Genomic DNA, 26,177 nt, shown 5'->3' on the forward strand with positions numbered 1-26,177 from the left:
GGCAGCCCACACCGGTGTCTGCGCGAGCCTCCCACCTCCCCATCCGCCTAGCCCCCCTTCCATCCAGTGCCGCCGCTGCCTAAGTTAGCCGCACCCTCCCACCACCTTGAGTACCCCCATGTCCGAACATCCCGCCTTCGAACTCGTCCGCGAGCAGCAGATCGGGGAGATCAGTTCGCTGGCCAAGCTCTATCGGCACAAGCGGACCGGGGCGGAGGTGCTGAGCCTCATCAATGACGATGAGAACAAGGTGTTCGGCGTGACGCTGAAGACCCCGCCGGAGGATTCGACCGGCGTCGCACATATTCTCGAGCATTCGGTGCTGTGCGGTTCCCGCAAGTACCCAGTGAAGAAGCCGTTCGTGGAGCTGCTGAAGGGCTCGCTCCACACCTTCCTCAACGCCATGACCTTCTCCGACAAGACCGCCTATCCGGTGGCGTCGCAGAACCTCAAGGATTTCTACAACCTGGTCGATGTCTATCTCGACGCGGTGTATTTCCCGCTGATCAGCGAGGACACGTTCCGGCAGGAAGGCTGGCACTACGAGCTCGATTCCACCCAGGGGCCGATGGTCTACAAGGGTGTGGTGTTCAACGAGATGAAGGGCGCCTATTCCTCCGCTGCCGCGGTGCTGGGTAAGGTCAGCCAGCTGTCGCTTTACCCCGACACCACCTACGGGGTGAATTCGGGTGGCGACCCGAAGGCCATCCCCGACCTCACCTACGAACATTTCAAGAACTTCCATTCGAAGTACTATCACCCGTCCAACTCGCGCGTCGTATTCTACGGCGATGACGATCCGGCGCAGCGCCTCGCCATCCTCGAGGAGTATTTCAGCCAGTTCGAGCGCATCGACCCCAAGGCCGAAATCGCTATCCAGCCACGCTGGAGCGCGCCGCGGTCGCTGCACGAGACCTATGCCGCGAGCGAAGCCGAGGCCGGCAAGAAGACCGCCATGGTGTCGGTCAACTGGATGCTCGACGAGATCACCGACCCTGAACTGGCACTGTCGCTCAACGTGCTCGAGTCCGTGCTGGTCGGCACCTCCGCCGCGCCGCTGCGGAAGGCGATGATCGATTCCGGGCTCGGCGAAGGCCTGACCGGCTCGGGCCTCGCCGATGGTATCCGCCAACCCTATTTCACCTTCGGGCTCAAGGGCATCGAGGACGATGCCGGCGATAAGGTCGAGCAGCTGATCATCTCGACGCTCGAGCAGCTCAGCGCCGAGGGGATCGACCCCAAGACCATCGAAGCGGCCATGAACACCACCGAGTTCGGGCTCAGGGAGAACAATACCGGCTCGTTCCCGCGCGGCATCGCGCTGATGTTCCGCGCCATGGGCACCTGGCTCTATGGCGGCGACCCGCTGGAGCCGCTGAGCTTCGAGGTGCCGCTCGCCGCGATCAAGGCCAGGCTCGCCGCCGGCGAGCCGGTGTTCGAACGGCTGATCAAGACCCACATCCTCGACAACAAGCACCGCTCCACCGTGCTGCTCACCGCCGACCCCAACAAGGCGGCAGCGGAAGCCGCCGAGGAGCGGGCGCGGCTCGACAGGGCGCAGCAGTCGCTCGATGCCGCCGGCATCGCTGAGGTGGCCGAGCAGACCCGCCACCTCAAGGAATTGCAGAACGAGGTCGATGCGCCGGAGGCGCTGGCCAGGATCCCGACGCTGACACTCGAGGACCTGCCGCGCGCCAACAAGGCGATCCCGATCGCCAAGGAAGAGCTCGAAGGCGTCACGCTGTTCAGCCACGACCTGCCGACCAATGGCGTGGTCTATCTCGATCTCGGCTTCAACCTCACGGCGCTGCCGGGGCGGCTGTTGCCCTACCTGCCGCTGTTCACCCGGGCGCTGACCCAGACCGGCACCGGCAGCGAAGATTTCGTCTCTCTGACCCAGCGCATCGGTCGCACCACCGGCGGCGTCGGCGCCAGCCGCTGGAACTCGACCCGTCGCGACGGGGTGGGCACCGCGGCCTGGATGTTCGTCCGCGGCAAGGCGACGCCGGATCATGTCGGCGACATGCTGTCGATCATGCGCGACGTGCTGACCGACGCGCGGCTCGACAACCGCGAGCGCATCCGCCAGATGGTGCTGGAGTCGAAGGCTGGCTTCGAAAGCTCGCTGGCCGGCATGGGCAACGGCATCGTGTCGATGCGGGTGCGCGCCGGGTTCAGCGAGGCCGACTGGCTCAACGAGAAGCTCGGCGGCGTCAGCCACTATTTCTTCCTCAAGGATCTGGCGGCACAGATCGACGGCAACTGGCCGGCGGTGCAGGCGGCGCTCGAGGAGATCCGTACGCTGCTGATCGGCCGTACCGGGATGATCGTCAACGTCACCGCCGACAGTTTTGCCATCGCGGCGCTGAAGCCGGAACTGGCGACGTTCATCGCGGCTTTGCCGGCTGGTGCTGGCCCCTCGACTGAAGGTTGGGGGTTCGTCGCCGGTCCGCAATCGGAAGGCCTGACCTTCCCCGGCCAGGTCAATTACGTGGCCAAGGGCGCCAACCTCAAGGCGCTCGGGTTCGAGCCCACCGGCGGCACCGCAGTCGCCATCAAGCACCTCAACACCACATATCTGTGGGACAAGGTGCGGGTGCAGGGCGGCGCCTATGGCGGGTCGTCCGGGCTCGATCCATTCGCCGGCACCTTCGCCTTCACTTCGTATCGCGATCCGAACCTCGTCGACACCATCGATGTCTACGACAAGGCCTCGACCTTCCTCAAAGGCGGGGTAGGGGAGCAGGATCTGGTGCGCTCGGTGATCGGCGTCATCGGCTCAGTCGACACCTACCGGCTGCCCGACGCCAAAGGCTTCACCGCGCTGGTCTGGGAACTCACCGGCGACAGTGAAGACGCCCGCCAGAAGCGCCGCGAGGAAATCCTCGGCGCCTCCAGCCGAGACTTCAAGGCGCTTGGCGAGGCGCTGGATCAGGTTGCCCGCAGCGGCCAGGTGGTGGTGCTCGGGTCGGAGAAGGCGATCAAGGCGGCCAACGACGAGCGCGGGAATTTCCTCAAGGTGACGAAGGTTCTGTAGTTCGTTTGGGAGGAAGATTCGCTCCCACCCTCGATGTGATCCCAGCGGAAGCTGGGACCCAACTCGCAGCCCGCGCCAGCGGAAGAATGGGTCCCAGCTTTCGCTGGGATGACATCTGTGGGTTGGTGACATCGCGGCCTCTACGAGGCCTTCAGTCCTTGTACGCCCCGCCGGTGTCGTCGGTGCCGAACATGTCGGTGCGGGCGATAGTCCTGTAGGTGTTGTCGTCGGCCTGCAGGTGCAGGGCGGAGAGGATCTTGCCGAGCATGTTCTGCTCGGCCTTGCCGCTATGCTGCCGGCTCAGCTCCACAAGGTAGGCGGAGGTGGCATCGAGCCGGCTCGCCATCAGCCAGGCGAGGCGGAAGGTCATCGCCTGGTCCTGCTCGAGGTACTTGCGGGCATCCATGATGACGCGGACGGTGGCGTTGCCGTCGGCCCGCACCGTCGCGCTGTTGGGCGTACCGAGCACCACCGACATCTCACCGACCACCGAGTTCGGCGACGAGATGCTGGCGATGGTAACGCCGTCGCGTTCGACCAGCAGTTGTCCGCTTTCGAGCACAAATAGATCACCGCCCTCACGGCCCTGCGCGATCAGTATTTCGCCCGGCGCCAATGCGCGCGTCGGCTGGGCTGCGGCCAGTTCGAGCAGGCTCTCCATTATCGGCTCCGTTGATTGTCAGCGCAGCCTATTCGGTGAAATGCAACCGGGATAGGGTTCCGCCGTTGATTTTCCTGCGTCGTTCCGGATTGGAGGAAGTACTTTAGTCCAATGGCTTCCCCGTTCCTCGATCGCGACCTCTACGTCCGCCCCATCGACGCCTATATCGATCCCCCGGTGCCCCGGGCCCGGGCGATCGTTACCCATGGCCATGCCGATCACGCCCGCTCGGGGCATGGGGCGGTGCTGGCGACGCCCGACACTATCGCCATCATGAAAGCCCGCTATGGCGAAGACTCGGCTGGCCAGTTCCAGCCACTCGAGTTCGATACGCCGTTGCAGGTCGACGACGTCACCATCACGCTGAAGCCGGCCGGCCACATCCTCGGCTCGGCGCAGGTGCTGATGGAGCACCAGGGCCAGCGCATCGTCGTCACCGGCGACTATAAGCGGCTGCCGGATCGGACGGCGCAGCCGTTCGAGCTGGCCGAGTGCGACCTGCTGGTCACCGAGGCGACGTTCGGCCTGCCGGTGTTCCAGCACCCCGATCCGCTGGATGAGATCGGCCGGCTGCTGCGCTCTGCCGCTGCCTTTCCGGATCGAGCTCATGTCATCGGCTGCTACGCGCTGGGCAAGGCGCAGCGGGTCATCGCGCTGCTGCGCGACGCCGGCTGCGACGCGCCAATCTACCTGCACGGGGCGATGATCCGGCTCTGCGAACTCTACATCGCCCGCGGTATCCCGCTCGGCGAACTGAAGCCGACGCTCGGCACCAGTAAGGCCGAGCTCGCCGGGCAGATCGTCATCGCGCCGCCCTCCGCCATCAAGGATCGCTGGAGCCGGCGATTGCCCGATCCGGTGCTGGCCGTCGCCTCGGGCTGGATGAGCGTCAAGCAACGGGCCCGGCAATCCGGGGTCGAGCTGCCGCTGGTGATCTCCGACCATGCCGACTGGAACGAGCTGCGCCAGACCATTGCCGAAACCAAAGCCGGCAAGGTCTGGGTCACGCATGGGCGCGAGGATGCGCTGGTCTATCATTGCCGGCAGCAGGGGCTCGAGGCCGAGCCGCTCAACATCCAGGCGTTCGAGGAGGGCGAAGAGGGCGAACCGGACGCGCAGGGAGAGCTCGAAGAGTGAGGCGCTTTGCTCAACTGATGGAGCTTCTGGCGCTCACCCCGTCGCGCAACCGCAAGCTCGAGGCGCTGACCCAGTATTTTGCCGAGACGCCGGACCCAGACCGCGGTTTCGCGCTTGCCATCCTCACCGGCGCGCTGAGCTTCAAGAACGTCAAACCGGCGATCCTGCGCGATGTCGTGCTCGCCGAGGTCGACCCGCATCTGTTCGCGCTCAGCTACGATTATGTCGGCGATCTCGGCGAAACCATCGCGCTGATCTGGCCGCATCATGGCGGGACCGAGCCGCTGCCCTCGCTCTCGGACCTGGTCGAACTGTTCAATATGACCAGCAAGTCCGAACTGCCGCGGCTGATCGGTTCGCTGCTTACCCGCGCTTCCATCAACGAGCGCTGGGCGCTGGTGAAGTTCGCCACCGGCGCGCTGCGCATTGGCGTCAATGCACGGTTGGCCAAGACCGCATTGGCCGAGATGAGCGGCAAGGACCTGCAGGAGATCGAGGAGGTGTGGAACGGCCTCACCGTGCCCTACACCGACCTGTTCGACTGGCTGAGCGGCAAGGCCGAGCGGCCCGATATCGATCACACGGCGCGCTTCCACCCGCTGATGCTTTCAAACCCGATCGATGAGGGCAAGGATCTCGAAAAGCTCGATCCGGCCGACTTCGTCGCCGAGTGGAAATGGGACGGGATCCGGGTGCAGCTGATTGCGTCGAAGGGCAGGGTGTCGCTGTTCTCGCGTACCGGCGACGATATCGCCGCCGCCTTCCCCGACGTGACCGAGAGCGTCTTCGGCGACGCCGTGCTCGATGGGGAGCTGCTGGTCGGCCCGGGTTTCGAGCCGCTGCCGTTCAACGACCTGCAGCAGCGGCTCAATCGCAAGGTGGCGACGGCCAAGCACCTCGCCGATTACCCGGGTTTCATCCGGGTCTACGACATGCTGTTCGACGGCAACGAGGATATTCGGGCGCTGCCCTGGACCGAGCGGCGCCAGCACCTCGAGACGTGGTTCGAGACGTACCCGCAGACCCGCCTCGACCTCTCGCCGGTGCTCACTTATCGCGACTGGGACGACCTCGCCGAGATCCGTCGCCGTGGCGCGGCGGAACAGGGGCATGAAGGGGTCATGGTGAAGCTGAGAAGCGCGCCCTACCTGCCGGGCCGGCCCAAGGGTTTTTGGTACAAGTGGAAGCGCGACCCGAACGTGGTCGACGCCATCCTGATGTACGCACAGCGCGGCCACGGCAAGCGCTCGTCATTCTATTCGGACTACACGTTCGGCGTTTGGAAGGGCAACGAGATCGTGCCGATCGGCAAAGCCTATTTCGGCTTTACCGACGAGGAGCTGAAACAGCTCGACAAGTGGGTGCGCAACAACACCGTCGCGAGCTTCGGACCGGTGCGCGAGGTGTCGAAGGAGCTGGTGTTCGAGGTGGCGTTCGACAGCGCGCAGCAATCGGGCCGGCACAAATCCGGCATCGCGCTTCGCTTCCCCCGCATCAACCGGATAAGGTGGGACAAACCGGCCAGCGAGGCCGCAACGCTCGACGAAATGCAGATTTTCTTGACCGCCAGCTGAGGCCGGACATGTCGCTCGCCGCCATCGAAAGAAAGATCATCGCGCTCGAAGGCGAAATGCTCGCCGCCGTTACCCGCGAGGATTTCGAGAAGGCGGCGCGGCTGCGCGACGAGATTGCGGCGCTGAAGGGCGGCGCGGTGCGCCAGCCGCCACCGGGCGAAATGGGCTTGGGCACGCAAGTCCCGGTGGTCGAGCCACCCAAAGGCTGGAAGCGGCCGAAAAAGCCGGACCTGATGACCAATGTGAAGCCGCGGAAGCGGTAGATTCTTCACCTCTCCCTTGGGGGCTTACGTGCGCGGTGGCCGAGCCGACGCGCTGCGATCACCCCACCCACGATGTCATCCCAGCGAAAGCTGGGACCCATCTATCCGCTGGCACAGGTGGCGAGTTGGGTCCCAGTTTTCGCTGGGATGACAGCCGGTGGGTAGGCAAGGATCAAGTCCACCAGCTTCGCCGGTGCAACTCAATCCTCTAACAACCTAAGCCCCGACCCGCTCCCCTGCCAGCTTGCGGATCTCCCTGAGTTCGCCGATCGTCGTCTCGAGATCGGCCTTCTGCCGCTCGAGCAGATGCAGCCGCTCGTCCACCTTGGCGACCAGGAGCTTGGTCTGGGCGGTCTGCGATTGCGCGTCGTAAAGGCTCAGATAGTCCGAGATGTCGCGCAGCGAGAATCCCAGCCGCTTGCCGCGCAGGATCAGGATCAGCCGGGCGCGGTCGCGGCGGCGGAACACACGGGTGCCGCCGACCCGTTCGGGGTTGAGCAGACCCTTGGCCTCGTAGAAGCGGATGGCGCGGGTCGAGATGCCGAACTCCTGGCTGAGGTCGGCGATGGCGAACAGATCGCGGTTTTCGGATTCAGGCCGGTTCATGCTTGTTCTTGCGCTGGGCGTATTCCTCGCGCAGCTCCTTCTTGCTCAGCTTGCCGATCAGCGTCTTGGGCAACTGGTCCTTGAAGATGATTTCCTTGGGCATCTCGATCTTGTTGAGCGTTTCGGCAAGGAATTTCTTGAGTTCGGCTTCGGTGGCCTGCTGGTCCGGCTTCAGCTTGACGAAGGCGACCGGTGCTTCGCCGCGATACTCGTCGGGCACGCCGATGACGTTGACCTCGTCCACCGCCGGGTGGTGCAGCATCGCTTCTTCGATAGTGCGCGGATAGACGTTGAAGCCGGAGCAGATGATCAGGTCCTTGATACGGTCGACGAGGAAGACGTAGCCATCGCTGTCGACATAGCCGACGTCGCCGGTGCGCAGCCACCCGTCCATGAAGGCATCTTTGGTCGCCTCGGGGTTGTTGTAATAGCCGAGCATCACCTGCGGGCCCTTCACCTGCAGCTCGCCGCGCTCACCCAGCGGCACCGTCTCGCCGGTTTCGATGTTGACGAAACGGATGTCGGTGCCGGGCAGCGGCTGACCGATCGACAGGGGCTTGGACGGCACGCGGAGCGCCGCGCAGCACACCACCGGCGAGGCTTCGGTCAGCCCGTAACCTTCGGCGAGCAGGGAGTTCGACACCTTGCTCCAGTTGTGGCGCACTTCGTCCGACAGCGGCGCGCCGCCCGAAACGGTCACCTCGACCGAGACCAAGTGCGGCTTGGCCTTGTCGCCGGCTTTGGAGAGCGCCTGCACCAGCGTCGGCACGGCCACCAGAATGTTGGCGCCGGTGCGGCTCATCAGGTCGAGAAAGGCCTTGAGCTCGAAGCGTGGCAGCATCACCACCTGGCCACCCGCCGCCAGCGGCGTGTTGAGGCAGGCGGTCATCGAGAAGATGTGGAAGAACGGCAGCACCGCGACGGTGCGCGATGGCGCCCTGAACAAGCCCAGCGCCCAATGGTCGATCTGGCTGAGATTGGCCGCAATGTTGGCATGACTGAGCATGGCGCCCTTGGGCAGCCCGGTGGTGCCACCGGTATATTGCTGCACCGCCACGTCCTTTGCCGCATCGATCGGCACCGGCGACGGGCTCAGCTTGCGGTCGATGAGCTTGTCGAAATGCACCACCTTGGCGGCGATCCGGCTCTTGTCCGGCTTGCTCATGTCCCTGGCCTTGGCGAGGCTGTAGAGCAGCTTCTTCACGCCCGGCAGGGCATCGGGGAAATGGCAGACGATGAGTTTTTTGACGTGGCCGGCGTCGACCAGCTCCTCGGCCTTGTCGAACAAGAGCTTCAGGTCGAGCGTTACCATCAGTTCGGCGCCGGAATTGCCGACGATGTGGCTCAGTTCCTTGACCGTATAGAGCGGGTTGCAGTTGACCACGATGCCGCCGATCCGCAGCACGGCGTAATAGGCGATGACGTAGAACGGCGTGTTGGGCAAGAGCAGCGCGACGCGGGTGCCCTTCTTGACCCCCAGTTCGCTCTGCAGCGCGCCGGCAAAAGCGTTGATCAGACGAGCGAGCTCGCCGAAGCGGGTTTTCTTGCCGAGGAAATCCAGCGCATCGGCATCCGGGGTGCGGGCGCAGGTGGCGAGAATCGTCTCGTGCACCGGGGTGGTGTCGATCGGCACATCCCAGGAAATGCCCGGGGGATAGTGCTCGGTCCACGGGCGCGTGGCGCCCGCCTTGGTGTTGGCCATCTTCTTCCTCCTCAGGCTTTTGGCGCCCGTTATTGGGAAATATCCCACCAATTGACGTTAGCGTCAAACCAACGACGTAGCTCGACGAGCAATCCAGTTGAGGCGGGCAGGGAAACGTGATGGCTGTTGCGCCATACACCTAAGGTCCATTGGTTGACGTATACGTCACCCGTTGCTATTTTATGGTGATGGCGCCTGCCCGGGCGGTACAATCGGCAACAAGAATCGGACCGGGTGCGTTGTTGAGCGGGGGCTCATCTCGCTTATCGACGATGCGCCACGACTTAGAGCACTTCCCGAAGTGCTCCAGGTGTTTGACTTTTCACGCTTTCGAACCGGAAAAGTCTGCAACTTTTCCTGAAAGCGCCTAGGTCGAGGAGAGACGTGCATGGTCTGGGCTCTGCTGATCCTGTCGATTGCCCTTTTCGCGGTGCTGGCAATGCGCCGTGCGCCGCTTTGGCAATGGGTGGTGGCGACGCTGCTGATCGGGGCGCTGACCCGCATCTCGACCGATAATGGTCTCTGGTTGATGACGGACGTGCTGGGCTGGGTCTTCGCCCTGCTGCCGGCGGCGATCCTCGGTCTGTTGTCCCTCGTGCCCATCCGCAAGGCGGTGCTCTCCGGCCCGGCCTACGGCCTCGTCAAATCCATCCTGCCGCGCGTCAGCCGTACCGAGCAGGAGGCACTCGATGCCGGCACCGTCGGCTGGGACGCCGAGCTGTTCTCGGGCCGGCCGGACTGGAGCAAGCTGCTCGGGGTGCGAAAGCCCACCCTATCGACCGAAGAACAAGCCTTCCTCGATGGGCCGTGCGAAAAAGTCTGCGCCATGATCGACGACTGGGACACGCGCAACAACCGCGCCGACATGTCCCCGGCGGTCTGGACCTATCTCAAGGAACAGGGCTTTCTCGGCATGCTGATCGGCCGCGAACATGGCGGCCTCGGCTTTTCGGCGCAGGCGCAGAGCCAGGTGGTCAGTAAGATCGCCTCGCGCTCGATCGCTGCAGGGATCACCGTGATGGTGCCCAACTCGCTGGGGCCGGGCGAACTGCTCGAGAAATACGGCACCGAGGAACAGAAGAAGAAGTACCTCACCCGCCTCGCGAAGGGGCAGGAAGTGCCGTGCTTCGCGCTCACCGGCCCGCATGCGGGCTCCGACGCGGCGGGCATGCGCGATGTCGGCGTCGTCTGCTACGACATGTATGAGGGCAAGAAAACGCTCGGGGTGAAGCTCAGCTGGGACAAGCGCTACATCACGCTGGCGCCGGTCGCGACGCTGCTCGGCCTCGCCTTTCATCTCCATGACCCCGACCACCTGCTCGGTGAAGTCGACAATATCGGCATCACGCTGGCGCTGGTCCCCGCCAAGCACAAAGGCGTCAAGATCGGCCGCCGGCATTATCCGGCACGCTCCGCTTTCATGAACGGCCCGACCCAGGGCCGCAACGTCTTCATCCCGATGGATTTCCTGATCGGCGGTACCGAATATGCTGGGCAGGGCTGGCGCATGCTGATGGAGTGCCTCGCCACCGGCCGCGCCATCTCGCTGCCGGCCATCGGCACCGTCTCGATCAAGCACGCGCTGCGCGTCACCTCGGCCTATGCCCGGATCCGCCGGCAGTTCGGCATCCCGGTGGGCCTGATGGAGGGCGTCGCCGAGCCGCTGAGCCGCATGGTGCGCTTCGCCTATACCTACGAAGCGTCGCGCGGCCTCACCGCCTCGATGGTTGACGAGGGCCAGCGCCCCTCGGTGCTGTCGGCGCTGCTCAAGTACCGCACCACCGAAGCGATGCGGCTTGCCTTCAACGACGCCATGGACATCCATGGCGGCCGCGCCGTGCAGGATGGCCCGACCAACTACCTGTTCTCGGGCTACATGACGACGCCGGTGGCGATCACCGTCGAAGGCGCCAACATCCTGACCCGCACGCTGATCACCTTCGCCCAGGGGGCGCTCAGGGCGCACCCATACCTCTATGCCGAAATCTCGGCGGCGCAGAACAAGGACAGGAAGGCCGGCATCGCCGCCTTCGACACCGCCTTCGCCGGCCACGTCAGCTTCATGCTGCGCAACATGGTGGGCAGCTTCCTCCATGCCGTCAGCTTCGGCGCCTTCGCCTCGACCCCGGTCGATCACGAGATGGCGCGCTGGTACAAGCAGCTCAGCCGCTACAGCCAGAGCTTTGCGCTCTGCGGCGACTGGACCGTGGCGTTTCTCGGCGGTGACTTGAAGCGCAAACAGCGCCTCTCGGGCCGCATGGCCGATATCCTCTCCGACCTATACCTGCTCTCCTCGGTGCTCCGCCGCTATGAGGATGACGGGCGGCTCGCCGAAGACCGGCCGGTGGTCGAGGCGGTCGCTCGCGACCTCTGCTATTCGCTGGAGCAGAGCTTTGCCGCGGTGTTCGCCAACTTCCCGAACTTCGCGCTCAGGAACCTGATGCGGGTTCTGGTGTTCCCCCTCGGTCGCCACGCCAAGCCCGCCTCCGACCGCGAGACCTATCGGCTGGCGCGCTCGGTGATGGTGCCCGGCGCTTTCCGCGACCGGTTGACCAAAGGAACTTATGTCTCGATGGACCCCAAGGACCCGACCGGCGTCCTTGAAGACGCGCTGCTCAAGGTCACCGGCGCCGCCGAGATCGAAACCAAGTTCGTGCGGGCGATCAAAAAGGGCGTGGTCGAGCGCCGGCTCGATCGCGACGCGATCAGCGATGCGGTGGAGGCGGGTGTCCTGACCGAAGCCGAGGCCGCAACGCTCAGGCTCGCCGACCAGGCGACCGACCGGGTGATCAAGGTCGACGATTTCGATTTCGATGAACTCGGCTCCAAGCAGTTGCGCCGCGAGCCGGCCGCCATCGACGCCGCCGCCGAGTAGAGACCCCGAGCGTTTCGGGAAAAGTCGCAGACTTTTCCGGTTCGAAAGCGCTCTAGAGAACGAGGAGCCGGAAATGGCCCATCCGCAAATGCCGTCAAGTCGTGCCTGGAGCTTCGAGCTCGATTTCGAGGGCATCGGCTGGCTCACCATCAACACGCCGGACTCGCCGGTGAACATGCTGAGCCGGGAGGCCTTGGCAGAGTTGGTCCCCATCGTCTCGGCGATCGAAGAGTTGGTGAACAGTGGCGAGCTGAAGGGCGTGGTGCTGTTATCCGGCAAGGACTCCGGCTTCATCGCCGGCGCAGACGTCACCGAGTTCGACGACATGTCCGATCCGGGCGTCCTTAACGCGGCGCTGGTGCGCACGCATGCCCTGTTCGACCGCATCGAAGCCCTGAAAGTACCGGTGGTCGCCGGCATCCACGGCTTCTGCCTCGGCGGCGGGCTCGAGCTGGCGCTGGCCTGCCGCTACCGGATCGCTGTCAACGACGACAAGACGCGGATCGGCTTCCCCGAGGTCAATCTCGGCCTCTTCCCCGGCTTTGGCGGGGCCGGGCGCTCGATCCGGCAGGCCGGACCGGTCGATGCGATGCAGATCATGCTCACTGGCAAGCTGCTGCGCGCCGGGCAGGCCCGGCGCATGGGGCTGGTCGACAAGCTGGTCCGCCACCGCGACACGCTGCGCTGGGAAGCCCGCAAGGCGATACTGCAGAACAAAAAGAGCAGCGAGGCGCCGCTTGCCAAGCGGGCCGCCGCGTTCGGGCCGGTGCGCGGCTATATCGCCAACAAGATGCGCGAAGAGGCAAACAAGAAAGCCAACCCGGCGCATTTCCCGGCGCCCTATGCGCTGATCGACCTGTTCGAAGAGCACGGCAATGACTGGCGGGCCATGAAGCAGGGCGAGATCGCCCGTTTCGTGCCGCTGATGGATACGCCGACCTCGAAGAACCTCCGCCGGGTGTTCTTCCTCTCCGAGAGCCTGAAGAAGCAGGGTGTGCGCGGCAAGGACAAGCCGGTGTTCCGGCGGGTCCACGTGGTTGGCGCCGGCGTCATGGGCGGCGACATCGCCGCGTGGTGTGCGCTGCGCGGCATGGGCGTGACGCTGCAGGATCTCGACATGGAGCGCATCAAGCCGGCGCTCGAGCGGGCGAAGAAGCTGTTCAGCAAGCGGCTTCGTTCGAAGACCGAGATCGATAATGCTGTCGCCCGGCTCGAGGCCGATGTGACCGGCAAGGGTATCGCCCGGGCCGATGTGATCATCGAGGCGGTGGTCGAAAAGCTCGAGATCAAACACAAGGTGTTCATCGACGCCGAGCTCAAGGCCAAGCCCGGAGCGATCCTTGCCACCAACACATCCTCGATCGAGCTCGAACGCATCGCCGAAGGGCTGACCAATCCGAGCCGGTTGATCGGGCTGCATTTCTTCAACCCGGTGGCGCAGCTGCCGCTGGTCGAGGTGATCCGCTCGAGCTTCAACTCCGATGACGACATCGCCCGCGGCGCCAGCTTCGCGCTCGCCATCGGCAAATCGCCGGTGGTGGTGAAATCGGCGCGCGGCTTCCTCGTCAACCGGGTGCTGATGCCCTACATGCTCGCCGCCGTGCAGCGGGTCGAGGGTGGGGCCAGCAAGGAGCAGATCGACGCTGCGGCCGTGGCCTTCGGCATGCCGATGGGCCCGATCGAGCTGATGGACACAGTCGGGCTCGATGTCGGCAAGTTCGTCGCCGAGGAACTGGGCAGTCCGGTGTCTCCGGCCAGCGATTTCGCCCGGCTGGTCGCCGAGAACAAGCTGGGCCGCAAGACCGGGCAGGGGTTCTATACCTGGACCAACGGCAAGGCGGTGAAGGGCGAGGCGCCACCGCACCCGGACCTTGCCGGGCTCGGGCGCGAGCTGGTGCAACCGCTGGTCGATGCCACCGAGATTGCCGTGGCCGAGGGCGTCGTCGCCTCGGCCGACCTCGCCGATATCGGCGTCATCTATGGGACCGGTTTTGCGCCGTTCCTCGGAGGGCCGATGCAGGCCCGCAAAGACGGGAGAGCCTGAGATGGCCGAACTGCGTAAAGTCGCCATCGTGGGCTCGGCCCGCATTCCCTTCGCACGCGCCTATACCGGCTATGCCGAGGAGGGGAACCTCTCGATGCTCGGCGCGGCGCTGGGCGGGCTCGTCGACAAGTACAACTTGAAGGGCGAGGCGATCGGCGAAGTCATGGCTGGCGCCGTGCTGAGCCACAGCCGCGACTTCAACCTCGCCCGTGAGGCGAGCCTCGATGCGGGCCTCTCCCCCCGCACCCCCGGCACCAATGTGCAGATCGCCTGCGGTACCTCGCTGCAGGCAGCGCTCAGCCTCGGCGCCAAGATCGCCACGGGCGAGATCGACAGCGCCATCGCCGCCGGCTCCGACACGGTTTCGGATAGCCCGGTGGTGTTCGGCGACAAGTTCCAGCACCGGATGATCGAGCTCAGCCGGGCCCGCACCACCGGCGAGAAGTTCAAGGTGTTCAGAGGCTTCAATCTCGGCGAGCTGACGCCGATCGCGCCTTCGACGCAGGAGCCGCGTACCGGGTTGTCGATGGGCCAGCATTGCGAGCTGATGGCCCGGCAATGGGGGATCACCCGCGAGGAGCAGGACGCGCTGGCGCTCAAGAGCCATCAGAACGCCGCCCGCGCCTATGACGAGGGTTTCCACGATGACCTGATCGTGCCGTTCGCCGGCGTGCTGAAGGACAATAATGTCCGCGCCGATACCAGCCTCGAGAAGATGGCGACGATGAAGCCGGCCTTCGACAAGAGCTCGGGCAAGGGGACGCTCACCGCCGCCAACTCCACGCCGCTGACCGATGGCGCCGCTTCGGTGCTGCTGGCCAGCGAGGAGTGGGCCAAAGCGCGTGGCCTGCCGGTGCTCGCTTACCTTACGCTCGGCCAGGTGGCGGCCAACGATTTCGCCCACGGCGAGGGCCTGCTGATGGCGCCGACCATTGCCGCGTCGGAAATGCTGCGCCGCTCCAACCTGACGTTCGATGATATCGACCTGTTCGAAATCCATGAGGCGTTTGCCGCGCAGGTGCTGGCGACGCTCAAGGCCTGGCGCGACCCCGACTACAACCGGAACGTCCTTGGCCGCGAAACTCCGCTGGGCGAGATCGACCCGGAGAAGATCAACCAGAAGGGCTCGAGCCTCGCCTATGGCCACCCGTTCGCCGCCACCGGCGCCCGCATCCTCGGCCTCACCGCCAAGCTGCTCAACAGCACCGAAAAGCAGCGCGCCCTGATCTCGGTCTGCACGGCCGGCGGCATGGGCGTGACGGCGCTGGTCGAGCGCGCGGCATGAGAACTATCCACAGCCAAGTATAGTTTCCCACGGCTCGTGTAACACTTGACGCTTACGTCAATGTCCCGCTTGTCAGCGAAAACCTGATGCCATAGGGTCCGTACCCAATCCGGCGGTTCCGACCAGTCGGCACAAAAAGAGGCATGGCATGCTAATCGCCGTGCCCGTCAGGAAATGTCTTTCATGGAGATGGGACAAGAATGAAAATAACACAGGTCCTCAAAGCGGTGACGACCGCCGGCGCGTTAGCGCTGATGATGTCGAGCGCGGCTCTCGCCGTGACGCTCAACCTGGGCAATGGCGGCGAGCCCGGCTCGCTCGACCCGCACAAGGTTTCGGGCGACTGGGAGAATCGTATCGTTTCCGAGTATCTCGAAGGCCTCGTGACCGAGGACGCCCAGGCCAAGGCAGTCGCCGGCCAGGCGGAATCGTGGACCATCTCCGACGATGGCCTCGTCTACACTTTCAAGATCCGCGGCGATGCCGTGTGGTCCGATGCCGTGCCGGTGACGGCGCAGAACTGGGTCGACGCCTTCCAGCGCCTGTTCGACCCCAAGACCGCGTCCGAGTACGCGTATCTACAGTACCCGATCAAGAACTCGTCCAAGATCGCGGCCGGTGAGATCACCGATTTCAGCCAGCTCGGTGTGAAGGCCGTCGACGACAAGACCCTCGAGATCACGCTCGAAGCGGCGACGCCGTTCTTCCTCGACGCGCTCACGCACTACACTGCCTTCCCGATCCGCAAGGATATCATCGAGAAGTTCGGCGACCAGTGGACGCAGCCGGAGAACATCGTCGGCAACGGCCCCTACAAGATCGTCGAGTGGGTGCCGGGTTCGTACCTGCGTGGCGTCAAGTCCGACAGCTATTACGGCAAGGACACCCTGAAGATCGACGAGATCCGCTGGGACAACACCGAGGACCTGACCGCGGCGCTGAACCGCTATCGCGCCGGCGAGCTCGATATCCTCACCGACTTTCCCGCCGACCAGTACAAGTTCCTGCAGGACAACTACCCGGGCCAGGCCCACGTGGCGCCGTTCCTGGGCATCTACTACTACGTGCTGAACCAGGAAAAGCCGCCGCTGGACAACATCAACATCCGCAAGGCCCTCTCGATCTCGGTGCTGCGTGATGTGATCGGTCCGGACGTGCTGGGCACCGGCGAACTGCCGGCCTATGGCTGGGTCCCGCCGGGCACCGGCAACTACGAAGGCACCCCCTATGCGCCGGATTGGGCCGAGATGCCCTATGACCAGCGCGTCGAGGAAGCCAAGAAGCTGATGGCTGAGGCCGGTTACTCGCCGGAGAAGCCGCTGAAGCTGCAGCTGCGCTACAACACCAATGAGAACCACCAGCGCATCGCCGTGGCCATCTCCGACATGTGGAAGCAGATCGGCGTCGAAGTCGAACTGTTCAACGCCGAAACCGCCGTGCACTACGATGCGCTGCGCGCCGGTGACTACAATGTCGGCCGCGCCGGCTGGCTGCTCGACTATGATGATCCGTCCAACACCCTTGACCTGCTGAAGACCGGCACCAAGGGCAGCGACGGCACCATCAACTGGGGCAACAACTACGGCCGCTATTCGGACGCCAAGTTCGATGAGCTGATGACCGCAGCCTCCAGCGAGCTGGACCTGGTCAAGCGCGCCGGCCAGATGCACGAAGCCGAAAAGATCGCCATGGACGCCTTTGCGGCCATCCCGATCTACTGGTACGTGTCCAAGAACGTCGTCTCGCCCAAGGTTACGGGCTTCGAAGACAACGCCAAGGACATTCACCGTGTCCGCTGGATGACTAAGTCGGAATAACCGGCTCAACAGGGACCGCGGGGCTGACCCCCGCGGTCCCAGATTGCATTTTGCCGCCGGCTTACGGCGTTGCCCCGCGGGCTGGCGGGAAAGGTCACACACAACATGTTCGGTTATGCGCTCAGGCGCGTGCTTACGGCTATTCCGATCGTGCTCATCACGATTACGGTCTGCTTCTTCATTTTGCGGCTGGCGCCCGGCGGTCCCTTCGATGGTGAACGCGCGCTGCCACCCGATCAGCTGAAGAACCTGCGCGCTTACTACCATCTCGACGAACCGCTGATCATGCAGTTCTTCGGCTATATCGGCGGGGTGCTGCGCGGCGATTTCGGCCCCTCGATGGTGATGAAGGATTTCAACGTCTCGCGCCTCATCGGTATCGGGCTGCCCTTCACCCTGACGCTCGGCTTTTCCGCCTTCATCGTCGGCACCATCGGCGGCATGATCGCCGGTGCGGTCGCCGCGGTGAACCAGAACAAGTGGCCCGATTACCTCCTGGTCGCCATTGTGCTGGTCGGCATCATCATCCCGAACTTCCTGATGGCGAACCTGGTGCAGCTGTTCTTCGGGGTGTACCTGAAGTGGCTGCCGGTGGGTGGCTACCAGCCCGGCTCACTGATCCACCTGGTGCTGCCCGTCTTCATCCTGGCGCTGCCGCATGGCGGGCGCGTCGCCCGACTGGTGCGTGGCTCGATGATCGAGGTGCTGGGCACCAATTATGTGCGCACTGCCAGGTCCAAGGGCCTCGGCACCAGGCTGATCCTGGCTCGGCACGCGCTGAAGCCGGCGCTGCTGCCGGTGGTCTCCTATCTGGGGCCCGGCCTCTCCTACCTCCTCACCGGTTCGCTGGTGGTGGAGCAGGTGTTTTCGCTGCCGGGGATCGGCAAGTACTTCATTACCGCCGCGCTGAACCGTGATTACGGGCTCGTGCTCGGCACCACCATTCTCTACGTTTTCATCATCCTGGCGCTGAACCTGCTCGTCGACATCCTCTACGCCTGGCTGGATCCCAAGGTGAGGTACCGCTGATGGCCGGGATTACTGGCAAGGACGCGGCGCTGACCGCCTACGCCAACGCACTGGCGGCCGAGGCGCCCAAGGGGCGCTCGCTGACCCAGGATGCGCTGAGGCGCCTGTTCAACAACAAGGCCGCCCTGGTCTCGATCTTCGTCCTGATCGCCATCGTGCTGTTCGCACTGATCGGGCCGTACTTCCTGCCCTGGGCCTATGACAAGATCGACTGGGCCGGCATCCGCAAGCCGCCGGACTGGGCCAAGGGCCACTATTTCGGCACCGACCAGAACGGCCGCGACATGCTGGCCCGCACCCTGCAGGGCACGCAGATGTCGCTGCTGGTGGCGGCCGTCGCTACCTTCGTGTCGGTGGCGATCGGCATCCTCTATGGCGCCATTGCCGGCTATTTCGGCGGCAAGGTCGACGCCATCATGATGCGCTTCGTCGATATCATGTACGCGCTGCCCTACATCCTGTTCGTCATCATCCTGGTGGTGATCTTCGGGCGCTCGCCGGTGCTGCTGTTCGTGGGCATCGGTTGCCTCGAGTGGCTGACCATGGCGCGTATCGTGCGCGGGCAGACGCTGTCGATCAAGCAGCGCGAGTTCATCGAGGCGGCGAAGGCCGGTGGAGCAGGGCCCTTCACCATCATCTTCCGCCACATCGTGCCCAACCTCACCGGTCCGGTGGTGATCTATGCGACGCTCACCATTCCCGAGATCATCATCACCGAGAGCTTCCTGAGCTATCTCGGCCTCGGCGTACAGGAACCGCAGACCTCGCTCGGCACGCTGATCTCGTTCGGCGCGCCGGTTGCCGAGTCGCTGCCCTGGATGCTGTTCACGCCCGCCGCCATCCTCGTCGTCACGCTGCTCTGCCTGTCCTACCTGGGCGACGGCCTGCGTGACGCACTCGACCCCAAGGACCGATAGACATGGCCGATGTGCTTGTCGTCGACAATCTCGACGTAACTTTCGCGCTGCACCAATCCGAGGTGAAGGCAGTTTCCGACCTCGATTTCACCCTCGCCGAGGGTGAAACGCTCGCCGTGGTGGGTGAGAGCGGCTCCGGCAAGAGCCAGGCCTTCCTCTCCATCATGGGGCTGCTCGCCCGCAACGGCAAAGCCTCAGGCCGCGCCATGCTCGGCGATGTGAACCTCATCGGCATGTCACCCGACCGGCTGGACCGTTATCGCGGCAAGGACATCGCGATGATCTTCCAGGATCCGATGACCTCGCTGAACCCGACGCTCAAGGTCAAGACGCAGCTGGCCGAGGTGCTGGTGCGCCATCAGGGCTACACCGCCGAGAAGGCCAACCGCGCCGTGATCGAGATGCTGGAGCGGGTCGGCATCCCCGAACCGGTGAAGCGGGCCAATGCCTATCCGCACGAGCTCTCGGGCGGCATGCGGCAGCGTGTGATGATCGCCATGGCGCTGCTCTGCAAACCCAAGGTGCTGATCGCGGACGAGCCGACCACCGCGCTCGACGTGACCGTGCAGGCGCAGATGCTCGACCTGTTCAAGAACCTCACTAATGATTTCGGCACCGCGCTGGTGCTGATCACCCATGATCTGGGCGTGGTCGCCGGCGTCGCCGATCGGATGATGGTGATGTATGGCGGCCGCTGCATCGAGAAGGGACCGACCGACACGCTGTTCTACGACCCGCGCCATCCCTATACGCTGGGGCTGCTGCACTCGACGCCGCATGTGGCCAAGCGCGCCAAGCGCCTCGACCCGATCCAGGGTCTGCCGCCCAGCCTCGAGCACCTGCCCAAAGGCTGCGCCTTCCACCCACGCTGCGCTTTCCGCTTCGAGCGCTGCTTCGAAGAACGACCGCCGCTGCTGCCGGTGGAGGACGTGCGCGAAAAGGCCTGCTGGTACCAGGGCGAACTCAAGTATGAGGCGGTCGCATAATGCTTGATCGTACCGAAGACTTGCTGAAGATCGAGAACCTCTCGAAGAACTTCTCCATCTCCGCCGGCCTGTTCGCCAAGCCCTTCCAGCTGCGCGCCCTGCAGGACATCAGCTTCACCGTGAAGCGGGGCGAAACGCTTGGTATCGTGGGGGAAAGCGGTTGCGGCAAATCAACCCTCGGGCGCTGCATCCTGCAGCTGCTGGCCCCCGACGAGGGGCGCGTGTTGTGGCTGGGGCAGGACATCACCAAGCTGCCGGCCGAACAGATGCGGCAGAAGCGTCGCGACTTGCAGATCATCTTCCAGGATCCGCTGGCCTCGCTCAACCCGCGGATGACCGTGGGCGAGATCATTGCCGATCCGCTCAGGACGCTGATGCCCGAGATCGACGCCAAGGGCCGGCGCGAGCGGGTGCTGCGGACCATGGAGGCGGTCGGCCTCCTGCCGGAAATGATCAACCGCTACCCGCACGAGTTCTCGGGCGGGCAGGCGCAGCGCATCGGCATCGCCCGGGCGTTGATCAGCGAGCCCAAGCTGATCGTCTGCGACGAACCGGTGTCGGCGCTCGATGTCTCGATCCAGGCCCAAATTCTCAATCTGCTCAGCGATCTCAAAGATGAGTTCGGGCTGACGCTGATCTTCATCTCGCACAATCTGAGCGTGGTGCGGCACGTTTCCGACCGCATTCTCGTGCTCTATCTCGGCCGCATCGTCGAACTCGCCGATGGCGACGACCTCTATGACGATCCCAAGCACCCCTATACCAGGGCGCTGCTGACGGCGGTGCCGATCCCCGATCCGAAACGGGCGCGACAACGCACCATCGAGGGGCTGGTGGGCGAAATTCCGTCGCCGATCAACCAGCCCTCGGGCTGCACGTTCCGGACGCGATGCCGCTATGCGGAGGAACGTTGCGCCCAGGTCAGGCCGCCGCTCGAAACGCTCGCCAATGGGCGACGCGTCGCCTGCATCCGCTGGCAGGAGCTCGACCTCAAGCCAGGCGGTTGAGCTACTGCCCCTCAGGGGAGAAGGGCAGGAACCTAGCCTCTCGAACGGCGCTCGCCGCCCTTGTGGTCGGCGCGCTTGCGCCGGCGGTCCGGGCCGACAAAGGCCTTGGCTTCGATGAAGGCGCGGGGCGCCGCGAGGATGGCGACCAGCCGAGTTTCGATGTGCTGGGTGGCGAATGGCTTGCGCAGGAACTCGGTGACGCCGGCATCGCGCGCGGTGGCGATCTCGGCGGCATCGGGAGCGGCCGACATCATGATCACCGGGGTGTCGCGGTTCAGCCCCTCGGACGCGGCGCGCAGCGCCTTCACCACGGCGACGCCACTCATCGGCGCCAGCACGTCGTTCATCATGATGGCGCCGAAGCGGTGGGTCTGCAGCAGCATGGCTGCGCCGTCGGAGCTTTGCACCTCATCGATGCGGCGCACCTTGAGGTGGCGCAGCATCTGGCCGATCAGCGCTCCCATGTGCGGCGAGGGATCGACCACGAGCACATCGAGCTTGGAAAAGCTGGGTTTCTGCATTCGGCGAGTGTCGCACTGGCGCCTTGCCGCCCGGTTAACCGCCATAGCCCGGAAAACCGGCGGAAGGGCGTTGACAGCAAGGGTTTTTGCCCTTAATCACGGCCCCAATTCGAGGGCGCGCGGCGCCTGTTTTTATTTCAGTTCCGAGGTTCGGCATGAAAGTCACCAATTCGCTCAAGGCTCTGATGGGTCGCCATCGCGCCAACAAGCTCGTGCGCCGCCGCGGCCGCGTGTACATCATCAACAAGGTGGACAAGCGCTACAAGGCCCGCCAGGGCTGAGCTGCTGCTCACGACTGCACGTAGTTTGAAAGGCCCGCGAAAGCGGGCTTTTTGCTGTTTGGGGTGCAAGACTGCAGCAGACGGCCCCCTCCTTTGCCATTCGAGCGTAGCTCTCATGGCCTTCTCGCCTCAAATCGCTCCACTGGAGCGATTTGCCCTGCGGGACGGTTCGAAGTCCCCCATAAAGGGGGAGGTGCCCTGCCGGTGTTTTTGGCACGATCGAAGACAGAGCCTCGACTCTTCACCTCCCCCTTTATGGGGGAGGCCGGGAGGGGGCCGTCTCTATCAGTCAGCGGTCGGTCTAACGCCTACTCCGCGAACCCCGCGATGATCCTCAGCCACGAGCGAATGCCCTTGTGGAAGCTCGTGAGGTTGTACTTCTCGTTGGGCGAGTGGATGCGGTCGTCGTCGAGCGCGAAGCCGATCAGCAGCGTATCGAGCCCGAGGGTCTTCTTGAATTCGCCGGCTACGGGGATCGAGCCACCTGAGCCGATCAAAGCTGCCTCATTGCCCCACTCATCCTTCAGCGCCGCCGCGGCCTTGGCGACGAACGGGCCGTCGGTCGGCACCGACACGGCCGGTGCGCCGCCATGCTCATGGAAGCTCGCAGTGGCGTCGGGCGGTAGCCGGTCGGTGACGTGCTTGCGGAACGCCGCGCGGATTTTCTTCGGATCCATGCCGGACACCAGCCGGAACGAGATCTTGGCGCTGGCCTTGGCCGGGATCACCGTCTTGAAGCCGTCGCCGGTATAGCCGCCGGTGATGCCGTTGATCTCGCAGGTCGGGCGGGCGCGGGTCTGCTCGAGCACCGAGCGCCCCTGTTCGCCAGCCGGCGTGGTCAGCCCGGCGCCGCGCATGAAGGCTGCCTCGTCGTAGGGCAGGCGCTTCCACTGCGCCGCGATCTCGGGCGGCAGTTCGGCGACATCATCGTAAAAGCCCTCCAGCGCCACGCTGCCATCGGGATTGCGCAGCGAGGCGATGATGTCGGCCAGCACCTGGATCGGGTTGCGGGCGGCATTGCCGTACATGCCGGAATGGAGGTCATGGCTGGCGCAGGTGATCACCACCTCTTCGCCAACCAGGCCGCGCAGCGAGGTGACGATGGCCGGGGTGTCGCGGTTCCACAGGTCGGTGTCGCAGACCAGTGCGATATCGGCGCCACCGAGCTCGGCCTTGTTGGCCTCGAGGAAGCCCGGCAGGCTCTTACCGCCCGACTCTTCCTCGCCCTCGAAGAACAGCGTCACCTTGATCGGCAGCGGGCCGTTGACCGCCTTCCAGGCGCGGCAGGCCTCGACGAAGGTCAGGAGCTGCCCCTTGTCGTCGGAGGTGCCGCGCCCGACGATGCGGGTCTCGCCGTCCTCGCCCTTCGTCAGCGTCGCGGTGAACGGGTCGGTGGCCCAGAGGTTCAGCGGATCGACCGGCTGCACATCGTAGTGGGCATAGAACAGCACGTGCGGTCCGTCAGCTGACTGATCATGCGCCACCACCATCGGGTGTCCCGGGGTCGGGCGCACCGAAGCATCAAAGCCCAGCGCGTCGAGATCGGCCGCCAGCCAGTTCGCGGCTTTATGCACCTCGCCGGTATAGGCCGGGTCGGTGGAAATCGACTTGATGGCCACCAGCGTCTGCAGCCGCGCGACGCTGTCGTCGAGATGGGCGTCGGCATGGGCAAGGGCGGCGTCGAGGGCGGTGGACATCAGGGCAATCCATTACTGAAAGCGAAAATCCCTCCCCCAGGGTAGGGGACGCTATCGCGTCTCCTAGGGGGGAGGGATCGAGAAGGTACAGCCTGGGCAGACAGGATCAAGAGGATCCGGCGCCATCCTGGCGGACGAAGGCAATGCGCAGCATGTTGGTCGCCCCGGGCGTTCCAAGCGGGATGCCGGCGGTGATGGCGATGCGGTCGCCGGGGCGGGCGAGGCCCTCGTTGTAGGCGATGACGCAGGCGCGATCGACCATGTCCTCGAGGTTCACCGCATCGGGCGATTCCACGCAGTGGATGCCCCACACCACCGAGAGGCGGCGGACTGTGCGGAGGTTCGGCGACAGCGCCAGGATCGGCTTTGAAGGCCGCTCGCGGGCCGCGCGGATGGCGGTCGAGCCGGACGAGGTGTAGGTGACGATGGCCGCCAGATCGAGCGTCTCGGCCACCTGACGGGTCGCCGCTGAGATGGCATCGGCAGCAGTCGCCTCGGGCTCGGCGGCCTGGGCGCGGATGATGCCGCGATAGTTCGGATCGCCTTCGACCGCCACGGCAACCTTGTTCATCATCGCCACGGCTTCGACCGGGTACTGGCCCGAGGCGCTTTCGGCCGAGAGCATGACGGCGTCAGCGCCTTCGAACACGGCAATCGACACGTCCGAGACTTCGGCGCGGGTCGGCACCGGCGAGGTGATCATCGATTCCAGCATCTGGGTCGCCACCACCACGGGCTTGCCGTAGCGGCGGGCGATACGGATCATGCGCTTCTGCAGGCCCGGGACCTGCTCGAGCGGCATTTCCACGCCGAGATCGCCGCGCGCCACCATGAAGGCGTCGCAGAGCTTGATGATCTCCTCGAGCCGTTCCACCGCCTGCGGCTTCTCGATCTTGGCCATGACGCCGGCGCGGCCCTGGACGATCTTCCTGATATCGATGATGTCTTCGGGCCGCTGCACGAAGCTGACGGCGATCCAGTCGGCTTCCGCCTCGAGGCCCTTCAACAGGTCGGCGTGGTCCTTCTCGGTCAGCGCGCCCATCGGCAACAGCGTATCGGGCAGGCTCACGCCCTTCTTGTCGCTCAGCTTGCCGCCATAAATCACCTCGGTCTCGACCTGCCCGCCGCCGACTTTGGTGGCGCGGAGCTGGAGCTTGCCGTCATCGAGCAGCAGGCGATCGCCCACCGAGACGGACTCGAGGATTTCCGGGTGCGGCAGGAACACGCGCTCGGCAGTGCCTGGAGCTTCCGAGCTGTCGAGGGTGAATTTGCCACCGGCGACCAGTTGCACCGCGCCTTCGGCGAAACGGCCGACACGCAGCTTCGGGCCCTGCAGGTCGACCAGGATACCGATCGGGTGGTGCAGCCGCGCCTCGACATTGCGGATATAGCCGACGGTCTGCTTCAGCAGCTCATGGCTGGCGTGGCTCATGTTGATGCGGAAGACGTCCGCACCGGCACGCGCCAGCTTCTCGATCGTGGCTTCGTCATTGGACGCGGGGCCCAGGGTGGCGACGATCTTCACGCGTCTCAAGCGTTTCATTCGGAATCTGCACCTTCATCAGTAGGAGTGTCGTCGGCCGGCTGGTCGCCGCCGTCGGTAGGCAGGTCGCCCTCGAGTGGAACGGTTTCGCCGGAGGCGTCGGTGTCGCCGCTCACGACCTCGCCATCGGTCAGCTGCAACGTCCAGTCGCTGCGATTGTTGGTATCGACTTCGAAGAAGCCGGTGCGTTCGTAGCCGCGCGCCAGGCAATCCTCAACACCGAAGATGGTGAAGGTCTCGTCGCGGGTGCACATGAACACGCTGCCGTCCCAGGCGCCGCCGCTGACATCGTCGGCGGCATACACATAGTAGTAGCGGCGGGCTTCGAGGTTGCCGCGATAGATGGTGACGCAGTTATCGGGTTCGGCCACCCACCAGCCTTCCGATTGCCAGCCCTTCTCGGCGCGGTAGCCGAAGGCGACGGAGACCTTGTTGCCGGTCTCGTTGCAGACGCGGAAGCTGCCTTCGCCGGTTTCGGCGTTCTGGTCAGCCGCGGTTGCAGACTGGGCCTGCTGCGCTTGCGCCGAAGCAGCACTGAGCGGCGCGTCGGCACGCGGCAGGAAAATCCAGATGGTGATGGCTACGAACGCGGCGGCGAGCACACCAGCGATGGCCAGGATGTAGCGCAATGGACCGTCCGGGTTGGATTGCCTGAAATCGTTTGCAGCGCGCGAGGTGTTTGTGCTCAGCGCTCCGCTCGCTGTCAACCGGTAAACGCGGCTTTTGTCGGAATTACGAACCTCATCACCACGCGATGTGGATTGATGTCGAATGGGCTTGAACGAGCGTCGACGAACGGGTTGAACGGGGGCCGAAACGAAGAGGAATTCGACTATGGCAACCGTCTCCCCCGATAGCGTCGCCCAGGACCAGATCAAGGCCTTCATCGAACGCATCGAGCGGCTCGAGGAAGAGAAGGCCGCAATCGCCGGTGACATCAAGGAAGTCTATGCCGAAGCCAAGGGCAACGGCTTCGACACCAAGGTGCTGCGCAAGATCGTGTCGATCCGCAAGCAGGACCATGCCGAGCGCATGGAGCAGGAAGCGCTGCTCGAGCTCTACCTCACCGCGCTGGGCATGGCGGCCGCGCCGAGCGACGACGAGTAAGCGTCGCGCTGGGCGACGACGAGTAAGCGCCGCCGCACGAGACGGAACGAGGGCCGCCCATCGGGCGGCCTTTGTTTTGCGGAAGCGC

21 protein-coding genes are annotated in these 26,177 nt (G+C 64.7%); 14 read left to right on the top strand and 7 right to left on the bottom strand.

Going from position 1 to position 26,177, the window contains the following annotated elements:
- Window positions 1–118 precede the first annotated feature (118 nt).
- Complete coding sequence (locus tag ASC68_RS19595) at window positions 119–3,037, top strand: insulinase family protein (RefSeq protein ID WP_055882986.1); 2,919 nt, start codon at window positions 119–121, stop codon at window positions 3,035–3,037.
- Between the two features lie 151 nt (window positions 3,038–3,188).
- Here the strand turns inward: ASC68_RS19595 and ASC68_RS19600 are convergent, their stop codons facing one another.
- Complete coding sequence (locus ASC68_RS19600; protein ID WP_055882988.1) at window positions 3,189–3,698, bottom strand: cyclic nucleotide-binding domain-containing protein; 510 nt, start codon at window positions 3,696–3,698, stop codon at window positions 3,189–3,191.
- Between the two features lie 111 nt (window positions 3,699–3,809).
- Here ASC68_RS19600 and ASC68_RS19605 point away from each other — a divergent pair, with 111 nt between their 5' ends.
- The 3 genes from ASC68_RS19605 to ASC68_RS19615 are packed head-to-tail and all read left to right on the top strand — an operon-like array spanning window position 3,810 to window position 6,672.
- Window positions 3,810–4,835 (top strand): ligase-associated DNA damage response exonuclease, encoded by a 1,026-nt coding sequence (locus ASC68_RS19605; RefSeq protein WP_055882990.1) that lies wholly within the window; start codon window positions 3,810–3,812, stop codon window positions 4,833–4,835.
- A complete protein-coding gene (locus ASC68_RS19610; RefSeq protein ID WP_055882991.1) occupies window positions 4,832–6,409 on the top strand; it encodes a cisplatin damage response ATP-dependent DNA ligase in 1,578 nt (525 codons plus the stop codon). Before ASC68_RS19605 ends, ASC68_RS19610 begins: the two co-directional genes overlap by 4 nt.
- 8 nt (window positions 6,410–6,417) lie before the next feature.
- Window positions 6,418–6,672 (top strand): UvrB/UvrC motif-containing protein, encoded by a 255-nt coding sequence (locus ASC68_RS19615; protein ID WP_082528304.1) that lies wholly within the window; start codon window positions 6,418–6,420, stop codon window positions 6,670–6,672.
- Window positions 6,673–6,888: 216 nt separating this feature from the next.
- Here ASC68_RS19615 and ASC68_RS19620 read toward each other — a convergent pair whose 3' ends face one another.
- Both ASC68_RS19620 and ASC68_RS19625 read right to left on the bottom strand, forming a co-directional pair.
- Window positions 6,889–7,278, bottom strand: coding sequence for a MerR family transcriptional regulator (locus ASC68_RS19620; protein WP_055882993.1), 390 nt, complete (start codon window positions 7,276–7,278; stop codon window positions 6,889–6,891).
- Complete coding sequence (locus tag ASC68_RS19625; RefSeq protein WP_082528305.1) at window positions 7,265–8,980, bottom strand: long-chain fatty acid--CoA ligase; 1,716 nt, start codon at window positions 8,978–8,980, stop codon at window positions 7,265–7,267. The genes ASC68_RS19620 and ASC68_RS19625 overlap by 14 nt, the downstream gene beginning before the upstream one ends.
- 388 nt (window positions 8,981–9,368) lie before the next feature.
- Here ASC68_RS19625 and ASC68_RS19630 point away from each other — a divergent pair, with 388 nt between their 5' ends.
- From ASC68_RS19630 to ASC68_RS19665, 8 genes are all read left to right on the top strand, one after another.
- Window positions 9,369–11,855: an acyl-CoA dehydrogenase gene (locus tag ASC68_RS19630; RefSeq protein WP_055882994.1), complete on the top strand. Its 2,487-nt coding sequence runs from the start codon at window positions 9,369–9,371 to the stop codon at window positions 11,853–11,855.
- A 73-nt stretch (window positions 11,856–11,928) separates the two neighbouring features.
- Window positions 11,929–13,899 carry a 3-hydroxyacyl-CoA dehydrogenase NAD-binding domain-containing protein gene (locus ASC68_RS19635; RefSeq protein WP_055882996.1) on the top strand — a complete coding sequence of 657 codons (1,971 nt, stop codon included), beginning with the start codon at window positions 11,929–11,931 and terminating at the stop codon, window positions 13,897–13,899.
- Between the two features lies 1 nt (window position 13,900).
- Window positions 13,901–15,184, top strand: a complete 1,284-nt coding sequence (locus ASC68_RS19640; protein WP_055882998.1) for an acetyl-CoA C-acetyltransferase — start codon at window positions 13,901–13,903, stop codon at window positions 15,182–15,184.
- A gap of 200 nt (window positions 15,185–15,384) precedes the next feature.
- Window positions 15,385–17,001: a peptide ABC transporter substrate-binding protein gene (locus ASC68_RS19645; RefSeq protein WP_244488478.1), complete on the top strand. Its 1,617-nt coding sequence runs from the start codon at window positions 15,385–15,387 to the stop codon at window positions 16,999–17,001.
- A gap of 105 nt (window positions 17,002–17,106) precedes the next feature.
- Window positions 17,107–18,030, top strand: coding sequence for an ABC transporter permease subunit (locus tag ASC68_RS19650; RefSeq protein ID WP_055883000.1), 924 nt, complete (start codon window positions 17,107–17,109; stop codon window positions 18,028–18,030).
- A complete protein-coding gene (locus tag ASC68_RS19655) occupies window positions 18,030–18,947 on the top strand; it encodes an ABC transporter permease subunit (RefSeq protein WP_082528306.1) in 918 nt (305 codons plus the stop codon). Before ASC68_RS19650 ends, ASC68_RS19655 begins: the two co-directional genes overlap by 1 nt.
- Window positions 18,948–18,949: 2 nt before the next feature.
- The gene (locus tag ASC68_RS19660) at window positions 18,950–19,933 is read left to right on the top strand and encodes an ABC transporter ATP-binding protein (RefSeq protein WP_055883002.1); all 984 of its coding nucleotides are present in this window, start codon (window positions 18,950–18,952) and stop codon (window positions 19,931–19,933) included.
- Complete coding sequence (locus ASC68_RS19665; RefSeq protein ID WP_055883004.1) at window positions 19,933–20,940, top strand: dipeptide ABC transporter ATP-binding protein; 1,008 nt, start codon at window positions 19,933–19,935, stop codon at window positions 20,938–20,940. Before ASC68_RS19660 ends, ASC68_RS19665 begins: the two co-directional genes overlap by 1 nt.
- Window positions 20,941–20,972: 32 nt before the next feature.
- Here the strand turns inward: ASC68_RS19665 and ASC68_RS19670 are convergent, their stop codons facing one another.
- Window positions 20,973–21,461, bottom strand: a complete 489-nt coding sequence (locus ASC68_RS19670) for a response regulator (RefSeq protein ID WP_055883005.1) — start codon at window positions 21,459–21,461, stop codon at window positions 20,973–20,975.
- 155 nt (window positions 21,462–21,616) lie between these two features.
- On the opposite strand from ASC68_RS19670, the gene ykgO reads away from it, so the two are divergent.
- Complete coding sequence (gene ykgO / locus ASC68_RS19675; RefSeq protein ID WP_055046235.1) at window positions 21,617–21,742, top strand: type B 50S ribosomal protein L36; 126 nt, start codon at window positions 21,617–21,619, stop codon at window positions 21,740–21,742.
- 308 nt (window positions 21,743–22,050) lie between these two features.
- Here the strand turns inward: ykgO and ASC68_RS19680 are convergent, their stop codons facing one another.
- The 3 genes from ASC68_RS19680 to ASC68_RS28415 all read right to left on the bottom strand — a co-directional run bounded on the left by ASC68_RS19680 (window position 22,051) and on the right by ASC68_RS28415 (window position 25,611).
- Window positions 22,051–23,439, bottom strand: a complete 1,389-nt coding sequence (locus tag ASC68_RS19680; protein ID WP_055883006.1) for a M20/M25/M40 family metallo-hydrolase — start codon at window positions 23,437–23,439, stop codon at window positions 22,051–22,053.
- Window positions 23,440–23,545: 106 nt separating this feature from the next.
- Window positions 23,546–24,982, bottom strand: a complete 1,437-nt coding sequence (gene pyk, locus ASC68_RS19685; protein WP_055883008.1) for a pyruvate kinase — start codon at window positions 24,980–24,982, stop codon at window positions 23,546–23,548.
- The gene (locus ASC68_RS28415) at window positions 24,979–25,611 is read right to left on the bottom strand and encodes a DUF1036 domain-containing protein (protein WP_244488479.1); all 633 of its coding nucleotides are present in this window, start codon (window positions 25,609–25,611) and stop codon (window positions 24,979–24,981) included. The genes pyk and ASC68_RS28415 overlap by 4 nt, the downstream gene beginning before the upstream one ends.
- 205 nt (window positions 25,612–25,816) lie before the next feature.
- On the opposite strand from ASC68_RS28415, the gene ASC68_RS19695 reads away from it, so the two are divergent.
- Window positions 25,817–26,089: a DUF2312 domain-containing protein gene (locus tag ASC68_RS19695; protein ID WP_055883009.1), complete on the top strand. Its 273-nt coding sequence runs from the start codon at window positions 25,817–25,819 to the stop codon at window positions 26,087–26,089.
- The last annotated feature ends 88 nt before the right edge of the window (window positions 26,090–26,177 follow it).

Source organism: Devosia sp. Root105 (assembly GCF_001424865.1).
In the GTDB taxonomy this organism is placed as follows: Bacteria; Pseudomonadota; Alphaproteobacteria; order Rhizobiales; family Devosiaceae; genus Devosia_A.

Excerpts from the sequence above, each read along its gene's own strand:
- ASC68_RS19595 (WP_055882986.1), top strand. The coding sequence starts at position 119 with ATGTCCGAACATCCCGCCTTCGAACTCGTCCGCGAGCAGCAGATCGGG.
- ASC68_RS19600 (WP_055882988.1), bottom strand. The coding sequence starts at position 3,698 with ATGGAGAGCCTGCTCGAACTGGCCGCAGCCCAGCCGACGCGCGCATTG.
- ASC68_RS19605 (WP_055882990.1), top strand. The coding sequence starts at position 3,810 with ATGGCTTCCCCGTTCCTCGATCGCGACCTCTACGTCCGCCCCATCGAC.
- ASC68_RS19615 (WP_082528304.1), top strand. The coding sequence starts at position 6,418 with ATGTCGCTCGCCGCCATCGAAAGAAAGATCATCGCGCTCGAAGGCGAA.
- ASC68_RS19620 (WP_055882993.1), bottom strand. The coding sequence starts at position 7,278 with ATGAACCGGCCTGAATCCGAAAACCGCGATCTGTTCGCCATCGCCGAC.
- ASC68_RS19625 (WP_082528305.1), bottom strand. The coding sequence starts at position 8,980 with ATGGCCAACACCAAGGCGGGCGCCACGCGCCCGTGGACCGAGCACTAT.
- ASC68_RS19630 (WP_055882994.1), top strand. The coding sequence starts at position 9,369 with ATGGTCTGGGCTCTGCTGATCCTGTCGATTGCCCTTTTCGCGGTGCTG.
- ASC68_RS19635 (WP_055882996.1), top strand. The coding sequence starts at position 11,929 with ATGGCCCATCCGCAAATGCCGTCAAGTCGTGCCTGGAGCTTCGAGCTC.
- ASC68_RS19640 (WP_055882998.1), top strand. The coding sequence starts at position 13,901 with ATGGCCGAACTGCGTAAAGTCGCCATCGTGGGCTCGGCCCGCATTCCC.
- ASC68_RS19645 (WP_244488478.1), top strand. The coding sequence starts at position 15,385 with ATGAAAATAACACAGGTCCTCAAAGCGGTGACGACCGCCGGCGCGTTA.
- ASC68_RS19650 (WP_055883000.1), top strand. The coding sequence starts at position 17,107 with ATGTTCGGTTATGCGCTCAGGCGCGTGCTTACGGCTATTCCGATCGTG.
- ASC68_RS19655 (WP_082528306.1), top strand. The coding sequence starts at position 18,030 with ATGGCCGGGATTACTGGCAAGGACGCGGCGCTGACCGCCTACGCCAAC.
- ASC68_RS19660 (WP_055883002.1), top strand. The coding sequence starts at position 18,950 with ATGGCCGATGTGCTTGTCGTCGACAATCTCGACGTAACTTTCGCGCTG.
- ASC68_RS19665 (WP_055883004.1), top strand. The coding sequence starts at position 19,933 with ATGCTTGATCGTACCGAAGACTTGCTGAAGATCGAGAACCTCTCGAAG.
- ASC68_RS19670 (WP_055883005.1), bottom strand. The coding sequence starts at position 21,461 with ATGCAGAAACCCAGCTTTTCCAAGCTCGATGTGCTCGTGGTCGATCCC.
- ykgO (WP_055046235.1), top strand. The coding sequence starts at position 21,617 with ATGAAAGTCACCAATTCGCTCAAGGCTCTGATGGGTCGCCATCGCGCC.
- ASC68_RS19680 (WP_055883006.1), bottom strand. The coding sequence starts at position 23,439 with ATGTCCACCGCCCTCGACGCCGCCCTTGCCCATGCCGACGCCCATCTC.
- pyk (WP_055883008.1), bottom strand. The coding sequence starts at position 24,982 with ATGAAACGCTTGAGACGCGTGAAGATCGTCGCCACCCTGGGCCCCGCG.
- ASC68_RS19695 (WP_055883009.1), top strand. The coding sequence starts at position 25,817 with ATGGCAACCGTCTCCCCCGATAGCGTCGCCCAGGACCAGATCAAGGCC.